Origin of the sequence: Micromonospora pattaloongensis, from assembly GCF_900107255.1 — a bacterium.
Classification (GTDB): domain Bacteria; phylum Actinomycetota; class Actinomycetes; order Mycobacteriales; family Micromonosporaceae; genus Micromonospora_I; species Micromonospora_I pattaloongensis.
Genome location: NZ_FNPH01000006.1, coordinates 30,526 through 51,923, shown reverse-complemented (window position 1 = coordinate 51,923; position 21,398 = coordinate 30,526). Strand labels below are relative to the sequence as shown.

Sequence of the window (21,398 nt, the reverse complement as noted above, 5' to 3'; positions counted from 1 at the left end):
CACCCGCCTAGCGTGGCGCCGCCGTCAACCGGCGCAGCTCGTCGTGGATCCAGTCCGCGACCTCGCCCACGGGCACGCCCGCGATGCCGTGGCCCACGACACGCCCGAGCCACGGCACGGACGCCTGCGCCAGCACGTGTGTCTGGAAGAACGTGTCCACCGTCAAGGCGATCAGCTCCTCCCAGCGTGGCCGCAGCTGCTCCCACGGCAGCGCGCGCTCGACCGCGGCGACGAGCAGCGCCTGCCACGCCTGGATGTTGAACCCCGGGCTCACGTCGGGGTGGGCCTCGACCGGCCCGGTCTCCGGCAGAGCGGCGATCGTGCGCGCGGTCGGCAGGTCGCCCAGCGCGAGCGCGGCGAGCCCGCGCGTCCAGTGCATCCACTCCGGCTCGAGGCCGGCGGTTCGCATCCCGGCCAGCCAGCCGGTGCCGGTGCGGACGGCCGCCTCCGGCACGTCCAGGCCCATGATCTGCAGGCCGTTCATGACGCCGAGCACCGAGAGGTTGGGTTGCACGGCGTCGGGGTCGGCCGAGTCGAGCGCGGCGACCTGCCGCACGACCGCGGGCACGAGCGGCTCGAACTGCCCCGCGTCGCGCCCGCCGACGGCCACGATCGCGTCGTCGACCACGGGCTCCTGGGCGCCGACATCGAACCGGGACGCCCCGTCCGGCGGGAACATCTCCTCGATCCCTTCGCGCAGGCCGTCCCGGTCGATCCCGAACCCCGCCGTGCTCGACGACACGAACTCCTGCAGCCTCACTTCGCCTTCGCCGCCTTCCTGGCCTCGACCGCCTGTCGCTGGTAGGTCGCCCGGACGTCGGTCGGCCCGCCCTCCTTGAGCTTCACATTGCCCGGTTGCGAGTTGACGGACGCGCGGAGCCGGCCGAGGACCGATCGCGCGTCCAACTCGCTTTCCCCCATCTTCGTCTTCGGGCCGAGCCAGATCTCTACCTGGACGTCTCCCGCCTTCGACGCGTTCGACAACGCCTTGGCGGCGTGGGTCTCCCCGGCCTTGGCCAGCTCCTTCGCACGCGCCCGGAGGACGGCCCGGAGATCGCCGAGGTTTTTGGCGAAGTTGTCCGTGATCGCCGTGAACTCGGCCAGCGGCACGTAGGAGTTCGGGTAGTCCTTGACCTCCAGCACCCGGATGAGCGCCGTCATCTCGGCACCCTCCCCGTGGAACTCCACCACAACCCGGTCAAACCCCCAGCGTTCGCGGCCGCGAGGCACGATCCACCAGTCGGTCAGCGTCGTACCGCGCCGCCGCGCCTCGCGCGTCAGCTCCGCCGACACCTGAAGCTGCGCCGCTTCCTCCAGGATCTCCCCCCGCGTCGTGCGGTACGACCCGCGCTCCACCCAGTTGCCCTTGGCGTCGAAGACCTCCTCGACCTTTCGCAGCACAGTCTTTCCACTCCGTACCTCGATCAGGCGATAACGCTGCGACCAGCCACCCAGCCGGGTTCCGCGCTGGACCTCCGCGTCGAGCTCGATCCCCGGCAACGTGGTGCCGCCCGCCTCGATGAGGTAGACCCGTGGCTCTCCACCGCCGGTCGGCGTCACCGTCACCGCGGTCGTGCCGTCGACCGTGTCGATCGCGGTGACCTTGCCCTCGATCCCCGACGTCACATACGTGTGCTTCGGCCACTCGTCGCCGATCTGGTACGCGCGCTGGCCGGTACGGGGGGCGGGCGAATCGGTGACGACCTTGGCGGTGGGGGCATGCCCCGACGCGGGGGCCGGGGGTCGCACCTCGACCGTCTCGCGTCCGAACAGCCGCGCCTCCTCCTCCATCCAGCTCGGGCGTGGCCGCGTGCCGGCGTTCATCTCGGCGATGTCCTCCGGCGTGAGCGCCCGGGCCTCGGCCTCGTGCCGGCTCAGCTCCGCCAACCGAGCCTGCGCCTCAGCCAGCTCGGCGGGAGTGACACCGCCGTAGGGCGCCTCCTTTTTCAGCGCCGCCAGGATGCGCTCTTGTGCGTCGATCTCGAGGCGGCGCTGGACGTGGAGCAGGTGCAGCCTGTCCTCGGCCGACTTGTCCGCCCAGTCGAGCACGTTGCGCTCGGTCAGGAAGCGCACGTCCGCGGCGAACTCGGGGTCGGCCAGCTGCCGCAGGTGCGCGGCCTCCTGCAGCATCTGGGTACGAATCGGAGCGTCCGAGCGCACGTAGACGACCGCCCGGTCGCCCTCGAGCAGGGTCAGCGCACGGCCCTGCCGGGTACGGAACATCCCCTCGAACGCCTCGGGCGGCAACACGCGAACTTCGTACGGCGGCATCGCGGCGCGCTCGGCCGGCGAGGCGAGCTCGGCCAAGGCGTCGTCGAGACCGCGCCCGAAGGCATGCTGCTTGGTGATCAGCTCCTCCGGGGCGAGCCGGATCTCCCCGTAGAGGATCTTGCGGACGTGCGTCACGTTCCCCGCACCGAGGTCGGCTTCCAGCCGCTTCAACAGATCCTCGATCGGGGTCACGTCGAGCCGGGGCCGCTCCCCGGGGCGCGCAGCGGGCTCGTACTCCAGGCTCCGGGTGACCTGTCGCGCGTTTTCCAGCTCGCGAAGCACGTGGTCGGGGACGGCCGCGCCGTCCGCCGAGCTGCCCAGGGCCCGCCGGTACAGATCCTGGGTCAGGGCGTCGCGCTGGGCGCCGGTCAGGTTCAGCTCGTCGAGTCGGCGGAGGGCGACGTCGAACCGGCCCTGGTCGGCCAGAGCCGCCACGTGTTCGAGCCCGGAGGCGACCTCTCCGCCCACGGCGCCCAGCTCGCCCGCGATCCGCAGCAGTCGCCCGGCGCCCGCGAACGCACCTCCCACGACCGGCGACGCGACCGCACCGGTCACGCCGCCCCAGAACGCGCCCTGGGCAGCCGCGGAGAGGAAACGGGCGAAGATGGCCGAGGCGCTGCGCTCCCAGGTGGCCCGGTCGATCGCCGTGGTGAAGACGGCGTCGCCCGCGCCCCCTATCGCCCCGTCGATCGCGCCCTCGACGGCCATCCTCGCCGCGCCGGCCACCGCCTTGTTGACGGCGCTGCGGGCGGCGAAGCGCGCCATCTGCTTGCCGGCCAGTTGGCCGACCGGGTTGGAGAATGACTCGCCCGCCACGGTCAGCGCCGCCGTGACGGCGCCGTGGGCGACGTCCTCGACCGCCTGGTCCGGCGTGGTGTAGTCGCGGAACTGCGCGGCGACGCTCGCGCTCGCGCCGGCGCCCAACCCGGCGGCCATCAGCATGGACACGACCAGCGGCGTTCCGGTGCCGGCCGTGGCGACGATGACGACGATGCCGGCCACGGTTGCGGCGAGCTGGCCGACGAACTGGGCCACCTCATTGCGCTCGCCGCGGTTGCGGTCGATCGCGTCCAGCGCGTCGTAGTAGGCCGCACCGAGCTGGACGAGCGCCGGATGGCTCCACCCGGTCGTCGAGAACCTCGCCCATACCCGCTCGAACTCGGCCGCCATTTCCGTCACGGTCTCGGGCGACCAGCCGAAGACACCCGAGGCGTCGATGCCGGCCGACGCGGCGGCCAGCTGTTTGTGCAGGCGGATCCGCATGAACTCGGCTTCGAGCGCCAGTTCCTCCGGCGACATGTCCGGCCGGGTGAGGTCCGGCTCGCCGAGGAACGCCTCCTCGGCGCGCAGTTTCGGGACCGGGTCCAGCCGGTCGATGACGAACATGCGGTTCTCGTAGGCCGTGGTGAGCTCCGACCCGATCTCCAGCTCCGGCGGGACACCGCGGCGCGACATCGCCAGCCGGGTGTCCAGCCAGCCCCCGCCCCCGGCGGCGCTCTCCTCGGCCTCGAGGGCCTCGATGACGTAGTGGTAGCGCAGCAGCCGCCGGTCGCGGGGATCGACGGCGAGGCCCTCCGCGAGCTTGCGCGCGTCGGCCACGTCGTAGGCGTACGGCACCTCGCCCACGAGCCCGGCCGCGATCAGCGCGTCCGCCGCGACCTGGAGATCCGCGTACGGATCCGCGATGACGTCCGCGATCTTCCCGGGCGTCTTGTCCCACCACGAGGACCGCAGCGTCTCCAGCGCCGCCTGGAAGTACGCCTCGTCCCGCAGCGCAGCCCGCTGTGAGCGGCGCAACGGCCGCACCGCTGCCACGACCCCCGCCAGGTCGTCGGCCTGCGCCGCGCGGTGGATCGTGTAGGCGGCGACCACGACCTGGGGGTCGGGGGCGTTCGGGTCCGGCGCCGATGCCAGCTGAAGCGTCGCGGGCGGCTTCTCCTCGACGTCGGCGTCGGTGCTCGGGCCGAGATCAAGGCTGATCAGTCCGTGCGTGTTGCCCACCGGCACCATGCCGGGAGTGAGGACGAGCGACAACGTCGGCTGTGCGCCTTCCAGCGCGGCGTACGCATCCAGCACCCGCATCATCGGCAGCGTGACCGCAAGCTCCTTGTCCGCCAGGTGCTGCTTGACGTCGGGCGCCTCGAGGATGGCCGACACGTTGAAGGCGTGCAGGCCCTTGAGCGCGTTGATGAGCTCGGTGGCCGTGGTGGCCTGCAGCACCCGGTACCGGGCGACCTCGGCGCGGGAGAGCCCGAGCCCCTGGCGCACCAGCTTCTCCCCGTCGGGCAGGGCGAGCAGGCGGTTGACCGTCGCGGGATTGTCAGCCATCTCCTGCAGCCGCGTTCGGGCGGTCTCGCGGTCCGGCTCCGTCGCCTTCGGGTCGCCCGCGGTCTCGGTCAACTGCCGCAGGGCCGTGCCCAGCGCCTCGGCGGCCACCCTGACCCCGACCGCGTTCTCGGTGGCGTTGTCCCGGGCGGCCTGCTCCTGTGAGAGGTCCAGCGCCCGCATGATCACGCTGACGTCGTCGTTGGACTCGAGCAACGCGTACAGGCGCTTCTGGAACGTGCCGCCGAGCGTGGACGGTGTCCACGACTGGAGGTACTGCGACTGTAGCCAGTACCGCTCGTGGGGCTTCAGGTCCGTGACGGCGAGGTAGCCCAGGTCCGGGCTGGAGCGGCGGTCCGCCTCGCAGATCCGCAGGAAGGCCGCCTTGACCCGCAGCTCGCTGGTGAGGTTCACGGCCGCGTCGCGGTCCGCGGCCTCCAGTTGCGGACCGGTCGCGCCGGTGACGCGCCCGAACCGGGCAACGAGGGCGCGTAACGCGCGGTATCCGTTGTCGTCTTCCCGGCGCAGGATGTTGCTGACCGTGCCCACCAGGGAATCGGCCGACGTGCCGGTGAGCTTGCCGGTCTTGCGGTAGTCGGAGACGAGGCCGAGGAGCTCCTCATCGGGCATCCGTTCCAGGGTGCGGATGATCCCGGCGACGTCGTTGCTGAAGTAGCCGTCCCACAGCTTCACCAGCTGCTCGGTCGGCACGACCCCGCGCAGGAGGGGAAGGATCCCACCGAGCTCCGTGTCGTCCATGACGTCGTTGAGGTCGTCGAGCAGGTTGCTGCCGAATTGCTCCCAGATCTCCCGCGCCTTCACCCAGGACGCCCGGTCCCCGAGGCGCAGCACCTCCGGGATGGTCAGGTGCGTGGGCCCTTCCGGCTCGGCCTCGCCGGCCCGGCTGCTTCCCGCGGCATCGGACCAGGCGAAATACAGCAGGGCGACCAGCGCCGCCGGCTCCGCCGGAGCACCCTCGGCCATCCAGGTCATCTGCTCCTCGCCGGGGAGCCGGACGAACCGACCCGACGGGACGACCAGGGGGAACGGGGCCGGGGCGGCCACGCGCGCCGTTGGGGCGAGCCGCCCGCCGGCGGGCACGAAGTCCTGCCCCGCGCCGCCGGGCACAACGGGTGCCATCGGCAGCGGCCCGAAGATGTTCGGGGACAGGACGAGAGGGGCCGGCGGGTCGAGGGCGTCTCTCGGGGCGGGAGGGGTCACGCCCTTCTGCTGCTGTGCCCCGATCGGCCCGCCGTTCATGAGGCCGCACCGTCCCTGTGGAGCACCGGGGTGAGCACCGTACGTCCGGCCGCCGACCGCGCGAACACCCGGGCGGACACCCGCCCCGCGCTCCCCGGCCGGGGTACGGCGGACCGGCCGTCGGCCGACGGCGTCACCGGACCCGACCAGCTCGCCGTCCAGCCTTCGTCGACGCCGTGGACCGCGAGGCGGTAGCTGGCGTCCTCGTCGTCGGGGGGCAGCAGCACGGCCAGCGGCGGGAGCTCCACCGTGCCGAGCGCGGCCCACCGGTCGAGCACGAGTTCGACCAGGCGCGCGGCCTCGCCCGGTGCGACTCCGCGCGTCGCGGCCCGCGCGCCCCCGGCCGTGGCGACCCGGCCCAGCGCCTCGCGGCCGTCGGCGAAGCGGCCGGCCTCGAGCAGCACCCCGTACCGTTCGGGCAGCCAGCCGGCGACGGCCCGCAGGACGTGGGCGAGCAGGGCGTCACCGGGGACGGCGGTCATCCGGACCTCCATACGGACCGGTCGAGGAACCGGCGGTCGGCCCGCGCGCGCACCGGCGAGACGCCGCGCCTGCGCGGGCCGGGCGCGGGGCGCGGCGGTTGGGGTGGCGCCGGCGTCCAGTCCTCGTCGGCCTCGTCCCCGGCCGTGTACCGGGGCACGTCGTCGGCCGCGGCGGGCTTCCCGACGGGCGTGGCGGCGCTCGCCGAGGCGGGCAGCGGATGGACCCGGTCCGCCGGCGGCGCGGCGGGCTCCGGCGGAGGCGGCGGCGCCTGCGGCAGCGGGGGCGCTGCGCCGGCCACGGTCGTATGTCCCGGTGTCGTGCGTGCAGCGGCCAGGTCGGCGGCGATCGGAACCGCCGGCACCGGCCACGTGCGCGGCAGTGGTGGCCCGGGGTCCGATTCCGGGGCCGGGTCCACGTCGCGCGGCGGAGGCGGCGCGGGCGGCCCCTTTCCCGGTGGCGGCGCGGCGGGCACCGCGGGATCCAGCCGGGACGGCGCGGACGGCCGCGCTGACACCGGGGGTCCGGGCCACGGCCGCTCGTCGGGTGCGATCGACGCGGGCGGGGCGACGCGACCGGTGCGCACAACCGCGTCCGGCGGCGCCGTGACGACATCCCCCGGTGGCGCGGCGGGCAGGACCGGCGGCGGACCGGGCTGCGCCAGGTGGACGAGCGGCGACGTTTCCGGCGGCGCGGGCGCGACGGCACTCACCACGCGAGGTTGGGGCGGCGTCGCGGCGCGGGTCACCGCCGGGGGTGTGGGCGGGTGCGCGACCACCGGCGGCTCGCGACCGCCACCGCGCGCCGCGGGCTGGCGATCCGCCCCGAGGTACGCGGTCTGTGCCGGCTCCGGCTGCGAAGCGGGCGGCTCGAGCGTGGCGCGCGGCGTCGCATTCCGGGGAGCCGGCGGCGGCTCCACCCATGGCGTGCGGATCGCCGGGGAGCGCGCGCCCGCCGAGGGCGGCCGGGGGGACGCCGCCCACTCCGCGGCGGTTCGCGCGGCCGGGGTCGGCGGCGCTCCCGCCACGGTGGTCGGCGGTAGCGGCCCCGGGACGCCCGGCACGGCGCGGAACTGGCCGCCGTCGCTCACGGCCAACGGGTGCAGTACGCGTTCCAGGTCGCGCAGCAGCAGCGCGACCCGGTAGGCGTCGTCGGTTCGGGGCGGGGTCACCACTGGTTCCTCCTCATTGGTCACTCCAACGCGTGCCGCGTCCAGCCGCGGAAGACCTCCAGCGCTGCCGCGAACTCCTCGGCGCGGTCGACGTCGGGCGGCCCGGCCAACTCAGCCGAGGAGCGGCTGGTCACCTCGGCGAGGAAGTCCAGCGGCAGCAGGCGACCGGTCGCCAGGCTCGGGACGTCGAAGCCCGGGAAGTCCCGGCGTAGCGTCACCTCGCCGACCAGGGCGGTCGCCAGCCACGACCGTCGCAGCACCACGACGGCGACGTCCTCCTGGGGCCCGCACACCAGGCAGGAGCCGGCGTCCGGTCCCGGGAGCGCGGCGGGATCGGAGGCGAGGATCGCGGCGGCGGACGTGTCCATCCGGTCGACGAGGGATGCTGTCGCGCGCACCACGCTGTCGACCTCGACGACCCCCTGCACCATCGGCCCGGGCGTCCCCGTGTCGGGGTCCGGCGCGGCGCGCCCCCGCAGCAGGAGCAGCTCGCCGGGCCGGGCGATGAGCGGCACGCGGCCGGCCGGGGTGCCGGTCCAGAGCTCCGGTCGCAGCCGCGCGAGGACGAGGCTCGTCGCGAACGCGGGAACGGAGCCGTGCAGCGGCATGGCCTGCAGCGGCACGGTGGACGGCTCGGGAACCGTCCGTAGGGCGGCCGACCCCCGGATCTCCGCGTCGATCACGCCGCGTCCGTACACCAGGCACAGCCGTGACCACAGGCCGACCGCCTCGTGCACCGGCCCGTCGGCGTGGGGGCCGGCGGCGGCTTCGCCCAGCCGGAGCTCGGTGTCAGCGAGGGCGGTGGCAACGCTGCTGATCGTCGAGCCGGCGGCGACGATTCCCGGGCTGCCGGGTGGGCCGGGGGTGGTGGAGACCCGCAGCGGCGTGGTCACCAGGGCCAGGCGGTCGGCGCGGCGGTCGAGACCGACGATCACCGCGGCCGCCGGCCGTTCACCCGTGACGATCCCGACGGTGCCGGGTTCGAGCTCCGACAGCGACGGCACGAGCGAGGCCGGCTGCGCGGTCGTCAGCGTGTCGCTGCCGACCGTGGCGTCCTCGCCGACGGTCAGGCCGGTGTACAGCAGGCCCGTGTCGCCGCCGTTGACCAGCGCGCGGACACCGAGCACGGACGGTGCGCGGAACCGCGCCGCGAGCCCGTCCAGCAGCAGCCGGTGCCGGTCGGCGAACCAGCGCACCCGGCCGCGCCAGCTCGAGGCGAACGTCGCCTCCAGCAGGCGTAGCTGGCGCAGCGTCCCGTCGGGGTAACCGATGCGGGCGGCGGTGGCATCGTCGAGATCGGCGCGCAGCGGCCCGCTCTCCACGGGCGTGGCGAGCAGTTCGGGCTCGCCGGCCGCGGCCACGGCCTCGATCGCGTCGGCCATGGCCCGGCGCGAATCCGCCGAGGATTTCAGCCGCACATCGTCGGCGGCATCGGCCAGGGCGGTCCACGCCGCAGCCGAGCCACGCAGCGCGGCGGCGGCGTCTGCCACGCTGTCCGGCAGGAACGTGCGGCACCCGAGCTCCTTGAGCTCCGCGGCGGCTTCCGTGAGCACCTCCCCGTCGCCGGGCAGCGCGGCGGCGACCGCGCGAGCCTGCGCGGCTATCGAGGCCAGCGCCGGCGCGGCGGTGAACGGCGTCAGGATGCCGGTCCGCAGGCCGTCGAGGACCGTGGTGGCCGCGGTGACGAGGCCGCCCGTTGCGGGCGGGGGGCTCGACGGCGCGATCGTGAGCTTGACGTCGTTGCGCGGTGCGGACCGCCGCCGCGCGCAGAGCGTCCCCCACGCGACCACGGCCTCCGGGGGCTCGTCCGGCTCCTCATCGGCGTCGCCCAGCGACAGGAACGGCACGCCGGACATCGTGGCGTCGCGGCGTCGGGCCTGGCAGAACAGGCTCACGCGGTCGCCGCTGCGCCCGTGGTCGCCGCCCTTGGGATCGGCGGCGACGTCCACGTTGCGGCCGGACGGGCCGACGATGGGGGCCGACCCCACCCCGGGGTAGGCGGGAAGCACCAGCAGCGCGGGCGGCTGCCCCTTGCCGGGTGAGCGGGTGAAGATCGACCGGGGCCGGGGCAGCCGCACCTCGTCGTGCAGCGTCACCTTCGGCTCGTCGTCGTTCGAGAGCGTCACGCGCAGTTGGGCGACCGCGAGCTCCAGCTCGTCCGTTCCCGGCACGCGCCACGCGCGCAGCGCCGGGTCCCAGCCATCGACCGCGAGCATCTTTTCGGTCTCGACGTCCCAGTACTGCTGCGGCAGGGCGTCGACCACCGGCGCGCTGAGCGCGCCCTCCGGATCGGCGACCGCCCGCCGCCGCTCGACGACGCCGGCCACCCGCAGCAGGACCTCCACCTTGCGCCGGTGGGGGTCGTCCGCGTCGCGCGCGCCGTCGATCTGCTCGAGGGAGGTCTCGACCTGCTGCCAGGCCGTCGCCCACAGGTCGGTCTCGCGCCGGAACGCCCGTCCCACCCTCACGACGCGCCCCCGCGGTTGCCGCCCTGCCGCGGACCGAGCGACATCGCCAGCGACCGGCTGCCGCGACGGCGCGCCCGGCGGGTGGACTCCACGAATGCCAGCGTCGCCGGGTCCAGCGGCACACCCTCGGCGAGCAGTTGCTCGAACCCCTCAGCGACGGCGCCGGGGAACGTGTCCGCGGCCTCTTCGAGGTCGTCGCGCGCGGTGCCCAGCTTGGTGACCAGCTCGTCGGAGAGGCCGGTGATGCCGAGCGCCTCGGCGCCGCCCGCCCCCTCGGCGCCCTTCCACGCCTTGCTCGCCAGTGCCTTGGCGTCGGCGACGGAGGCCTCCGCCTGCTCACCGAGCGTGTTCCAGTCCTCGACGAGCGAGGCGTACGCCTGGTCGGCCGGCTCGCCCTGCCCGAACAGCATCCAGATCGGCGCGATCTCGCTCGTGCCGGCCAGCAGGCAGACCCCCATGACGGCGTTCGCGGTCTGCACGCTGCCGTCCTCGGTCGAGGTGTTCGGCCGGTTCTCGGCCTCCAGGAACGCCCTCACCAGGCCGTCGATGCCCTCGTCGGTGTGCACGAACAGGCCGTGCAGCCCGGTGGCCAGCAGCGCGGCGAGCGCGTCGATGACGCCCTGGAGGATCGCGATGATCTGCCGCAACACCTCGATCTTGTCGCGGACGGCGGCGACGAGGGACTTGATGAGCTCGATGACGTTGTCGACGTTGAGCAGCAACGCCTCCAGCCACCTCGGGACCTTCTCGAGCATCCGCAGCGGGTAGTTGTCCTGCGACGAGAGGTCCCGCAGCCGCCAGTCGTTCCAGTCCGGACGCACCGACGTCGAACGGATGCGGGTGCGGTCGGGGTCGGCGGGCCACTCGGGGAACGTGGTGGCGAAGTGCTCCCAGGCCTTGCCGAACGCCTTGGCGTCGAACAGCGAGGCCAGCAGCGGGCCCATCGCCGCGAGGTCGGGCAGTTGCGGCGCGGTGGCGACGATGAACAGCGCCTCGACGGGTGCGCCGTCGGAGAAGGTGGGCCGGTTGCGGTCGCCGGGGTCGTCGAACGACTGCCGGAAACGGTACGCCCACTGCGCGAATCCGTCCGCCGGGCGGTCGGGCTTGGGCGGCGTCTGCCCGGCGATCCAGGTCGGCAGCTCGACCTCGCCCAGGCCGAGGTCCTGCATCGTCGCGACGTTGGAGGTGAGGCCGGGTGCGTCGACGTACACGTAGGCGCCCGAGTTGAGCAGGTCCTCGACGATCGTCGTGAGCAGGTCGATCGCCGCGAGGATGAGCGCGCGGAACGGATCGGTCAGCCCGACGAGCAGTTTGGAGACCACCTCAAGGATCCCGGCGACGAACTCGAGCAGCGCCGAGATGACCTGCACGGGAACCTGCGCCGCCGGCACGACCTGCGCCAGTCCGGGTACGCCGCCCAGCGTGAGGCGGTTCCAGCGCAGGCCCTGGGCGGCGTCCCCGGCCGCGGCCGGCTCGCCGGACGCCTCGCCGAGGGCGACCGCCGCGCTCGCCAGGCGCTGCAGTGTCTCCTCCGCGACGTCGGGGCAGTGGAGCCGGAGCAGGTCGACGAGCTCAGCGGTAGCGTCGCCGGTGCGCGTCGTCATGGCGCTCCTCCCCCAGCCTGCGTTGCAGTTCCGCCATCGCCGAAAGGCGCGCGCCGTCGGTCGCGGCCGCCACGACGGCGGCCTGCTGCAGCAGCGCCTGCGCCTGCGTGAGCCGTTCGATGAGCCCGGAGGGGTCCATCCGATGCCAGGTGTGCCGCCGGTCCGGCCGCGTCCCGTCGGCCCGCCGTCCGTTCGATCGCGGGTCCATCGCGGTCACCCGACCGGGAAGCGCTTGACGAAGCCGAAGTACGACAGGTCCATCGTCGCCGTCATGGCCGCCCAGGCGTCCATCGCGGGCCCGTACGCCGGGGCCAGCACGGGGTACACGAGCTTGAGCAGTTGCGCCAGCATCGTGTGGTGGATGGCTAGCCCGTCGCCGAGCACCATCGGCGAGGTCGCCCCCATGCCGCCGAGCTGCATGATCCCGATCTTCGTGTTGAGCGAGAGGTTGCCGGCGAGGGCGTCGACGGCGAACGCCTGGAGGCTGAGGTCGGGCAGCCCGGCGGCGATCCTGACCGGTCCGGCCGCCGAGACACTGACGCCTTGCCCGCTGGTGAGCCCGTAGCCGCCGACGATCGTGTCGCTGACGGCGCCCGAGACGGTCCGCGTGTGGGAGCCGGACACCGACTCCGTGAGCGGCCCGCCGACCGAGATCGTCGTGCCGTTCGCGTCGACCGTGCGTACGAAGGCGCTCTTGGCGATCCGTTCGGTGAGGTCACCGCCAACGGTCAGCGTGCAGTCGCCGTCGACGTCCCGGGTGTCCGACCCGCCGATCCCCTCCGTGCGCTTGCCGCCGAGTTCGAGGCTCGCGTCGCCGTCGATCTGCTCGGACAGCGCGCCCTTGTTGAGGGTGCGCTCGTTGCTCATGATCCGGTCCAGGCCCTCCTCGCTGAGGATGAGCCGGTTTCCGGTGCGGTCATGGATCTCGATACGCTCGTTGCCCTGCCGGTCGTCGAGCACGATGTGGTGCCCGGTGGCCGACTTGAGGATGCGCACCTTCGGCGTCGCGCTCTCGCGCGGGTACTCGTGCTGCGGCACCTCGGGCGTGCGCTCGGCGGAGCCGTTCCGCACCGGCGGCGCCCCGGCCCGCGCGGTGCTGTCCGGCCCGCCGATGTCGCCGCCGCCGGGCGACCCCCACCACGCGCCGCTGTAGATGGGCTTGGACAGGTCGCCCTCCTCGAACTCCATCCACACCCCCGTCCCGGGTTCGGGGACCGCGAAGAAGCCCTGGTCCGGGCCGGCGTACGGCGCCGTCGGCATCGCCCACCCGGTCGGGGTCGAGTCACCGAGCAGGCGAGGCACGATCGCCCGGATGCGTCCGAGGTTGTCGGGGTCGTCGACCGCGTGCACGTAGCCGCGGTACTTGCCGTAGTACCGCTGGTCCAGCCGCTCCAGCAGCTGCGCGACCAGGTCCTCCAGCACGCCGTCGCTCATCAGAACCTCCGTTCCGTCTCCTCGACCGTCGGCCGCACGCCCGAGACGTCGCCGAGCGCGAGCACGATGTCCGCCAGCCCGTCCGGCCGCGCCAGGCGGATCGCGTCCTCCTCGATGTCCACGACCGACCCCACGTAGACGTGGCCGAGCGTCGTGAAAACCAGCAGCTGGGCCTCGGCCGGGAAGCTCTCCAGCTGCGCGCGCAGGCTCACGTGACCAGGCCTTCGCGGACGCGATCGAGCACGTAGCGGCGGGCCGCGAGCTCGTCGGTGTCCAGCCGGACCCGCTGCCCGCGCAGCCGCCGGCGGGCCGCCTGCACGAGCTCGGTCAGGCTCAGCTGCTGCGGCGGCTCGGGCAGGACCGTCAGGCGGACCCGCGCCCCGTCGGCGATCCGCAGCAGCGAGTCCACCCGGTCGAGGCCCGCGACGAGGACCGGCACAGGGTCGCGAGCCGGGTCGGCGGCGTCGTCGGGGGCCGGGGGCACGACGGCGTACGCGAGGTGACCGGCGGTGAGGCTGGTGGGTGGCGGCATGGCGGGCTCCCTGCGTCGTCGGGGTGGGCTCAGAGGTTGTTCTCGATGGCCTGCGCGGCGTCGTGGACGTGGACCCCAGCCGTGGTGACGTTGCCGGTCGCGGCGACACGGCTGCCGCCGATGACGACCATCGAGCGCCGGCGCGGGTCCGGCGGGGGTGGTGGGAAGGCGACGATCGATGGCCCGACCGGCGTGAACGCGCGGTTGCGCAACAGCGTCGCGAGCAGGCTCTCCACCGGGTGCGCGCGCTCGACGCGCTCGGTGACCGTTGGCCCGACATCGACAACGCCGGTGATGGCAGCGAGCCCGCCGGCGAGCGCGGCGCTCTGGTCGCCGCCGGCGCGCGCCAGCTGCGTCTGCACGAGCGCCCGGGCCTGGTGCGCGGCCAGCCCGGCGCTGACGGCCATCCCGTACAGCTTCGCCGAGCCGCTCAGCTCCCTGTTCTCCAGGATCGTGTTGGAGACGACGAACGCCTTCTCGACGTCGGCGTCCGCCGGCACGGCCGCCGCGGCGGGCCGGGTGTCCCCGGCGTCGCCGCTCTCCTCGGCCGGTCGCGCGACCGGTCCGGCCGGGACGCTCGGGCCGGCAACCGCCGGAGGTTCCAGGACCGGACCCGCCGGTCCCCGCCCCAACCCGAAGATCCTGTCCCTGGCGCCGAACGTGAGCACGTTGGCGACGCCCGGCTGGGTGACCAGCTTCTGCTGCTTGGCGAAGAGGTTGAACGTCGCCTCGGCGTCCTCGCTGACCTCGCGGTACGACGTCTCGGCGGTGGTGTCCAGGGCGTTGAGGACGGCCTGCTCGTCGAGCTTGAGGTTCATTGTCGCCTGGGGCCCGACCTTCACCTGGAGCACCAGGTCGCTGAATTTCTCCAGCTCGGGGCGGACCGGGATGAACGGCGGCGGGGTTGGTGCCGGGGGCTCGGCGCCGGCGGCAATGTTGCCCTGCACGCCGACGAGGGACCTGCCCGCACGCAGGACGACCACGTTGGTCAGTCCGAGGCACTCGCAGCGGTTCGACGCGAAGACCGTCGTGTCCACGCCCCGCAGGTAGGCGGCGCCGGTGGGGGCGGTCGACTCCAGCTCGTTGCCCACGACGGTGGCGGACACGATCGCTCCCTCGGCCAGCAGGAGCAGCGCCGGACCGGCCGCGACGATGTCGTTGCCGGCCACGTGCACGGCGCGCCGCGCCAGTGGTACCGGCAGCACGAACGGCCGCGGGAGGCGCAGCAGGAACTGCACCAGCGGCTCGAACCGGGCGGCCGGTGCGGTCGCCACCCACTCGTCGGCCCGGTTCTGGGGCAGGTCCACCGACGGCGGGGGCGGCGCCGGCATCGTCGTGACGGTGACCTCGGGCCGCGTCGAGCGGGTGGCCAGCCGGAAGGCTCCCACCCCGAACGTGCCGCCACCGGCGAAGGCACCGGCGCTCGCGCCGAGCCCCGCCGCGAGGAGTTCGTCCGCCTGGGACAGCACGCCCGCGCCCGGGGTGAACACCCCGCCGCCGAGCACGCCGCCGCCGGGCTCGAACACACCGCCACCGGGCTGCGGGAACGGCCTGGTAACCGGCAGCGGCTCGACGTCGAGCGCCGGCTGCCGCGCCAGGCCGTGCAGCACGCTCGGCGTGACCTCGCTGGCGAGCACGGCCAGGCCCGCGCCGCCGGCGTCGCCCCCGGCGTGCCGGACGAGGTTGCCGCGCACCGTGGCGTCCCCGCGCCAGTCGAGCAACAGTTCGTGCACCGGGCCGCCGGAGCGGCGGTTCCCGTTGCCGTGCAGGCGGTTGTCGGCCACGAGCAGCGAACCCTGCCCGGTGACCCGCACGACCGCCTGGCCGAGGTCGGCGCCGGAGGTCGGCGCGGTGCCCGCGCACGCGGTCGCCTCGTTGCCGCTGACCGACAGGGCGCCCGTGCCGCCGGGTGCCAGCTCGAACGCGGCGACGACACCGCCTGTCACCGTGTTGCCCTCGACCGCGAGCGTCGCGGCGGCCTCGCCGAGCGGGGCGAGCGGATGTGCGGGCGGGGCGGTGACCGTGACGCCCGTGCGCACATCCTCCAACGCGTTGCCGCGCACCGTGAGCGCCCGCGCCACGCCCGCGCCGAACAGGCCGTCCGCCGCATGCGCCTCGATCCGTACGCGCTGCGGCAGCGGCGGGATCGTCGGTCCGATGTCGAGGTAGCGCCGCAGGCCGGCCTGGACGGCGGACAGGGTGCCGCGAAGCCGGGTCTCGCGCAGCACCTCGCTGACGGTCGACGGCGACAGCACCGCCTCGTTCCCGGTGATCCACCGCGACACCACGACCAGCCGGGCCTGCTCGTCGGCGCTCGGATCCAGCGCCCGGGTGACCGTCCCGGACAGCGCGTACACCGCGCGGGCCTCGGGCACCGCGTTCTCGGCCTGAGCGGCGCGCAGGGACACCCGCTCCAGCGCATCCGACAGCACGTGCAGCGCCGCGGCGACCGCGTCCGGCCCCGGACCGGACGTGATGGTGGACAGCGCCGGACCGAGGGCCGCGAGCATCGCTTCCCGTTCGCTCCCCCGGATACCCACGGCGTCGATCTGCCGCCGCAGTCCCTCGTCGAAGAGCTGGGCCCCCTCCGCGCGGACGGCGTCGTCGGTCGTGTCCCGCAGCAGGAGCAGCAGCTCGGTGAGCGCGGCGAGCGGCTTGGGGTCGACGCCGCCGGTGGCCGCCGTCGCCGCGACGTCCGCCGGCTTGGTCACCGAGATCCCGGCCTTGCGCGACTGGACCGCCTGCAGGTCGCGCAGGTGCTGACGGGCGCGCGCCGTGTGCTCGGAGCGGCGCTCGACGTCGGTGACCGCCAGCGCGATCGCCTGCCGGGCCTGGCGCGCCGGACCGGCGAGCTCGGGATCCGTGCCGACGAGGTTCACCAGCTGTCCCGCGCTCTGGCCGAGCAGCCGCAGGTTCCGGGTGGCGGCTGACTCGGTGTCCAGCGCGAGGCCCTGCACGCGGCGCTCCAGCCCGTCCGCCGTGAGCGTGACGAGCTCTGCCTGGAACCGGTCCTGCTGCGCGGCGACGTCCTCCGCGCGCAACTGGACACCGCCCGGCGTGCCGGCCGCAACCGCCCGCGCGGCGTCGAGGGTGCCGAGGAAGCGCCGAACGGACAGCCGGTCCGGCCGCCCGCCCGCCTCCCGCAGCAGGCGGAAGTCGTGGCGGACGCGGTCGGCCAGCGGCGGGTGGGCGTCCTGCAGGACGTCGGCCAGCGCGGTGGCGCCGCGTTCCAGGCTCGCGATCGTCTGGTCGTTGAGCTCCGCGGGATCGGGCACGTCGAGCGCCTCGATACTGAGCCGCACGATGCCCTCGGCGACGTTGCGGTCACTGCCCGACAGCACGCCGCCGGCCGCGGCGCGCTCGATCGACAGCCGCTGCCCCCGCCCCTCGGCTGTCGTGCCCAGGGCGGCGGCGAGCTGGAGGCGGGCGGCCGTCCGCGTCTGCTCGCTGCCGCCTCCGGCGATCACGGCCTGCGCCTTGCCGGCCACGTCGAGGTCGAGGGTCTCCAGGCCCTGGGTCAGCTCGGCGGCGCCCTCGAGCACGTCGGTCGCGGCGGACAGCACCGCGTCGGGGCTGCCGAGCAGGGCGCTGTCGAAGCGCCCCGCGATGTCCCAGGCGCGCGCCGTCTCCTCGTCGGCCGCACCGAGCGCGGCGACCTTGGACAGCGTGGCCCGTACGTGGTTGGCGGCACGCGTGTGGTCGGCGGTGCTCTGTGCCTCCTGCATTTCACCGATGCCGCCGGAAAGCTCCAGCGCCAGCCGGCGGCCCTCCGTCCCGGTCGCCTCGAGTGCCTGCGCGAGCGACTCCATCGCGGTGTAGATGCGGCCGCCGACGCGCTGCCGGACCGACCGGTCCCCGGCGGCGTAGTCCATGACCGACCGCCGTAGCGCGACGGCCGCGCCGTAGGTGTCGATGCCCTGCGCCCCGGTCGTCGCCAGGCCCATCGACCGCAGCACGTCGAAGATCGGCGGGCGTCCGGGCGCCGGCCCCGGCGGCACGTCGACGATCACCTGGACCGGAGCGAGGACGCGCCGTACCCGGTTGCTCTCCACGACGAGGTCACGGCCGCCGCAGGCAACGACACCCGCGGTGCGGATTCCCGCGCCGGGGCCGGCGAACCCGGGCGGCAGGGTGTGCGTCCCCACGTCCGCGACGCGGTTGCCGCGCACCTCGCTCTCCTCGACGAGGCTGAGCACGATGCCGCCGCGCAGGGTGGCGCGTTCGAGCCACCGCAGCACGTCGTCGATGGGGGCGTCCACGTCGCCCGACGTCGCGAGCAGCGCGCTGAGGGCGTCCGCCGGCGAGGCCGTGGCGGGCAGCGTCAGGCCGCTGCGCCCCGACAGGTCAGCCACCGCGTCGGCCCCCCACGACAGGTAGCCGAGGGCGGTGGCCTCGACGTCGTTGTCCTCGATTCGCAGGCCGCCGACCGAGCCGCCGTACCCCCACGCGCGCACGCCGGCGTCGCCGAGGTTGCGCACGGTGTTGCCGCGTACCCGGACGTCGAAGACCGGCTGGGCGCCGCCGATCAGAATGCCGGTGGCGAGCGAGCCCTGCCCCTCGACGCGGTTGCCGTTGACCTCGACGTCGTGCACCGGGCGCGGGACGGCGTGCGCCTCGCCCGGCGCGGTGTGCGACGCGACGATGCCGCTGCCGACGACGATGCCCGCCTGCAGGGCGAAGGCGGCCGCGGGGGCGGTGCCGGGCAGTTCCACCCAGCAGTCCCTGATCCGGCCGGCGCTGCCGGTCACCTGGATTCCCACGGTGAGTTCGTCCTGCGGACCGTCCGGCGCGGCGACGCGGACCTCGTTGGCGGCGACGTCCACGCCGTCACCGGCGACCCCGATGCCGACCTCCCGGCAGCCGGTGACGACGTTGCCCGCGACGACGGAGGAGTCGAGAGCCTCCCCGGCCCGCGTCTCGGCGCGGTCCTGCACCGAGATGCCGCGCGCGAAGCCGTCGATCCGGTTGGCCTGGACGACGAGCCCGTCGATGACGCCGTCGGCGACACGGACGCCGTCGGACGCCGAGCCGGAGGCGCGGATGTCGTTGTCGCTGATCCGTAGGCCGTGCAGGAACAGGCCCGAGCGGGGCCACAGCACGAGGGACTCGGGGCGCAAGGACGTGCCGTACGGGGCGGCGACGACGCCCGAGGGCGCCTGCAGCCGGCAGCGGGTCACGCTCACGCCCTCGCACGCGCCCGCGACCAGCACCGCCGCGTTGACGACACCGGGCATCCCGGCCTCGCGCGAGGTCACGGTCAGTCCATCCAGGCGCACGTGCCGGCAGTCGGCGACCGTGACGACGCCGTGCGGCAGGGAGCGCAGGACGGCGAGCTCGTCGGGCGCGACCTCGTCCAGCGGGCGGCCGGGTCGCTGCCGCTGGAGCCGCCGCAGCTGGGCGACCGTGGCGACGACGGCCTCGGCGCCGCGACCCTCGAACGGACGGATCTGCTTGAGCCGCGTCGCGTAGCCGGCGAGCAGGTCGACGGCGATGCCGGCGCCGGGCAGGAGATCCGACGGCTGCAGCGGACGCGCCGTGGTGTCGCCGTCGGGCGCGCCGGGCAGCTGCGGCGCGAGCGTGTCGAGGCCGACGGGCACGAGCGGCGCGGGCGACTCCACCAGGTTCAGCCGCTCGAGCGAGACCTCTCCGTCGAGGCCGCACCAGTCGAGGAAGAACGCGCCGCCGGCGCCGGTGATCTCCACGCGGGTGGCGTCGCCGTCTCCGAGGATGCGCACCCGGCTGCGGCCGCGCACGAGCACCGGGTGCTCCAGGCGGTACGTTCCGGCGCGCAGGTAGACCGTGCCGCCGTCGACGCCGAGCCGGTCCAGCGCGGCCTGCAGCGCCTCGTCGCCGGTCACCCCCTCGGGCAGGTTCTGGTCGATGTCGCCGAAGGTGCGGTTGCCATCACCGACGACGACCGTGAACGGCCCCGGCGACAGCTTGTGCCGGCCCAGCTCGACGAGCCGGTCCCGGACCTCGTGCAGCGGCAGGAACCGGGTCCGCAGGTCCTCGAAGGCCCGCCCGGTCGGCGTCCAGGTGATCCGCGACAGCGGCGCCCGCTCGTGCCGCGGCCCATGGACCGGCGCGTGGACGAGGGTCTCCACCACGCCGCGCGCTGCGCCGTCGGGGCTCGTGACGCGCGCGGTGAAGCTCCAGTACTCGCCGAGGCGGAAGTCCGATCCGGCGAGCGCGAAGGTGATTCCGTCGGCGAGGTTGTAGCGGACGCCATCGAGCAGCCAGTCCGCGCCGTCCCAACGTCGGACAGCGGCCGCGTCGGCGAGCGCGAAGGCCCGATCCAGGCCGCCGCCGGCGACGAGCGGCTCGGGGTCGGTGCTGAGCGGGTGCCCGGCGGCCTCGAGCTCCAGTTCGCCGGTCGCGGCATCGACCGCCGCGAGCCGCCGCAGCACCGCGCGGTGTGCGGCGCGGTCGCCGTCGAGGCGGCTGCGCTCGTCCTCCACGACGACGACGTCGCCGGCGACGAGGAGTTTGGCGTCCGCCGGGTCGACGAAGACGGCGGCGGCGCCGGCGACCGCGTCCCGCACGAGGGGGGCGACGAGGGAGGCGTTCTCGCGTGACCAACCGACGACGGGCCGCGCCAGGTGCGTGGCGAGCACCTCCACCCGCACGTGGACGTTGCGCGAGCCGGTGTATCCCTCACCGGTCGCGGCGTTCTCCGTGAACAGGCAGCGGTCGCGGCACGGGTCGGCCGCCTCGGGCGGGAAGCGGTCGGGCAGCTCCCCGGACGGCACGTTGGTCGTGAGGCGGCCGTCGCCGGTCGGGGTGGGCAGCGCCTCCGAGCCGTCCGGCTCGACGGGCAGGACCCGCACCTGCGTCACCTTGCGGGTGCGAAACGCCGTCTCCTCCCCGGGCAGCGCGTCCTCGGCGAGGAAGCGGTCCTGGAACCGGTGCCACGACCGCTCCCAGACGTCGAGGTAGACGACGTGGTGCCCGGCGGGTGTGCCGCCCGGCCCGGCGGGGGGCCGCTGCAGCGGCTCGGGATCGGGCAGGTCCGGCTGCAGGCTGTACCGCCAGTCGTGCTCGATGAAGGTCCGCAGGCCGCCGACGTAGAGGCGCCCGGCGCCGGTGAGCGTGCCGTCGCCGCCGCGGACGATGACGTCGCCGTCGCCGAGGGCGGCGTCCTGCGCGAGCAGCGCGTCGATGTCGGTCTCCGCGCGCGGCGGCAGGCCGCGCAGGCCCCAGCCGGTCAGCACGAGCGCCTGGCGGCCGTCGATGTTGCGCACGAGGGGACCCAGGTCGGAGCGGGCGATCCGCACGGTGATCCAGCCGGACGCGGGCTCGCCGAGGCTGGCGACGGCGTGCTCGGTGCCGTCCGCGTCCAGGACGACGACGCGCACGTCGACAATCTCGTCATCTGCCGGGGGGCGTTCGAACCGCAGGTTCACCACGAGGGCAGCGGCCGGGTACGTGGCGCCGGCCGGGTGCAGCGGCACCGGCAGGCGCGCCAGGTCGATCGGCTCCGGCAGCGTGCGCAGCACGGCGACGTGTCCGCGGGTGCGCAGCACGTGCGGCAGCGTCTCCGGTTCGCGGCGGGCGAGGGTGAGCCGACGCGGGATGATGCGCTCGTCGTCGAGCGGCAGCGCTTCGGCGCTCCACCCGGCGAGGGTCGTGATCGGGTCGACCAGGTGGGTGTCGCCGATGGCAAACCCGTCGTCGGGCGAGCCCTCGGCGACGTCGCCGCTGCGCCGGCGGGCGTCCGTGCGGGCCAGCACCACCTGCTCGTTGGTCTCGGAGTCCAGCCGCACCTGCCCCATGCGCTCGCGCACGCCCGTGAACCGGCGCCGCTCGTCGAAGCGCTCGCGGGATGTGTAGGCCTTCACGGCGACCTCCTGGTC

At 74.6% G+C, this 21,398-nt stretch carries 11 protein-coding genes; all 11 read right to left on the bottom strand.

Going from position 1 to position 21,398, the window contains the following annotated elements; all coding sequences use genetic code 11:
• Window positions 1–7: 7 nt before the first annotated feature.
• Genes BLW47_RS17225 through BLW47_RS17175 form a run of 11 tightly spaced genes read right to left on the bottom strand, consistent with a single transcriptional unit; the run spans window position 8 to window position 21,383 of the window.
• The gene (locus BLW47_RS17225) at window positions 8–760 is read right to left on the bottom strand and encodes a hypothetical protein (protein ID WP_091558363.1); all 753 of its coding nucleotides are present in this window, start codon (window positions 758–760) and stop codon (window positions 8–10) included.
• Window positions 757–5,856: a hypothetical protein gene (locus tag BLW47_RS17220; protein ID WP_139307336.1), complete on the bottom strand. Its 5,100-nt coding sequence runs from the start codon at window positions 5,854–5,856 to the stop codon at window positions 757–759. Before BLW47_RS17220 ends, BLW47_RS17225 begins: the two co-directional genes overlap by 4 nt.
• Window positions 5,853–6,338: a hypothetical protein gene (locus tag BLW47_RS17215; RefSeq protein WP_139307335.1), complete on the bottom strand. Its 486-nt coding sequence runs from the start codon at window positions 6,336–6,338 to the stop codon at window positions 5,853–5,855. The genes BLW47_RS17220 and BLW47_RS17215 overlap by 4 nt, the downstream gene beginning before the upstream one ends.
• Window positions 6,335–7,507: a hypothetical protein gene (locus tag BLW47_RS17210; RefSeq protein WP_139307334.1), complete on the bottom strand. Its 1,173-nt coding sequence runs from the start codon at window positions 7,505–7,507 to the stop codon at window positions 6,335–6,337. The genes BLW47_RS17215 and BLW47_RS17210 overlap by 4 nt, the downstream gene beginning before the upstream one ends.
• A 20-nt stretch (window positions 7,508–7,527) precedes the next feature.
• On the bottom strand, window positions 7,528–9,975 hold the full coding sequence (locus BLW47_RS17205; RefSeq protein WP_139307333.1) for a hypothetical protein: 2,448 nt from the start codon (window positions 9,973–9,975) through the stop codon (window positions 7,528–7,530).
• A complete protein-coding gene (locus BLW47_RS17200) occupies window positions 9,972–11,579 on the bottom strand; it encodes a hypothetical protein (RefSeq protein WP_091558344.1) in 1,608 nt (535 codons plus the stop codon). Before BLW47_RS17200 ends, BLW47_RS17205 begins: the two co-directional genes overlap by 4 nt.
• Window positions 11,548–11,787 carry a hypothetical protein gene (locus BLW47_RS17195; protein ID WP_139307332.1) on the bottom strand — a complete coding sequence of 80 codons (240 nt, stop codon included), beginning with the start codon at window positions 11,785–11,787 and terminating at the stop codon, window positions 11,548–11,550. The genes BLW47_RS17200 and BLW47_RS17195 overlap by 32 nt, the downstream gene beginning before the upstream one ends.
• 5 nt (window positions 11,788–11,792) lie before the next feature.
• Window positions 11,793–13,013, bottom strand: a complete 1,221-nt coding sequence (locus BLW47_RS17190; protein ID WP_091558337.1) for a phage baseplate assembly protein V — start codon at window positions 13,011–13,013, stop codon at window positions 11,793–11,795.
• Window positions 13,013–13,225 (bottom strand): hypothetical protein, encoded by a 213-nt coding sequence (locus BLW47_RS17185; RefSeq protein WP_091558334.1) that lies wholly within the window; start codon window positions 13,223–13,225, stop codon window positions 13,013–13,015. Before BLW47_RS17185 ends, BLW47_RS17190 begins: the two co-directional genes overlap by 1 nt.
• Window positions 13,222–13,545: a hypothetical protein gene (locus BLW47_RS17180; RefSeq protein WP_091558330.1), complete on the bottom strand. Its 324-nt coding sequence runs from the start codon at window positions 13,543–13,545 to the stop codon at window positions 13,222–13,224. Before BLW47_RS17180 ends, BLW47_RS17185 begins: the two co-directional genes overlap by 4 nt.
• 29 nt (window positions 13,546–13,574) lie before the next feature.
• On the bottom strand, window positions 13,575–21,383 hold the full coding sequence (locus BLW47_RS17175) for a hypothetical protein (protein WP_091558327.1): 7,809 nt from the start codon (window positions 21,381–21,383) through the stop codon (window positions 13,575–13,577).
• Between the last annotated feature and the right edge of the window lie 15 nt (window positions 21,384–21,398).

Excerpts from the sequence above, each read along its gene's own strand:
- BLW47_RS17220 (WP_139307336.1), bottom strand. The coding sequence starts at position 5,856 with ATGAACGGCGGGCCGATCGGGGCACAGCAGCAGAAGGGCGTGACCCCT.
- BLW47_RS17215 (WP_139307335.1), bottom strand. The coding sequence starts at position 6,338 with ATGACCGCCGTCCCCGGTGACGCCCTGCTCGCCCACGTCCTGCGGGCC.
- BLW47_RS17200 (WP_091558344.1), bottom strand. The coding sequence starts at position 11,579 with ATGACGACGCGCACCGGCGACGCTACCGCTGAGCTCGTCGACCTGCTC.
- BLW47_RS17195 (WP_139307332.1), bottom strand. The coding sequence starts at position 11,787 with ATGGACCCGCGATCGAACGGACGGCGGGCCGACGGGACGCGGCCGGAC.
- BLW47_RS17190 (WP_091558337.1), bottom strand. The coding sequence starts at position 13,013 with ATGAGCGACGGCGTGCTGGAGGACCTGGTCGCGCAGCTGCTGGAGCGG.
- BLW47_RS17180 (WP_091558330.1), bottom strand. The coding sequence starts at position 13,545 with ATGCCGCCACCCACCAGCCTCACCGCCGGTCACCTCGCGTACGCCGTC.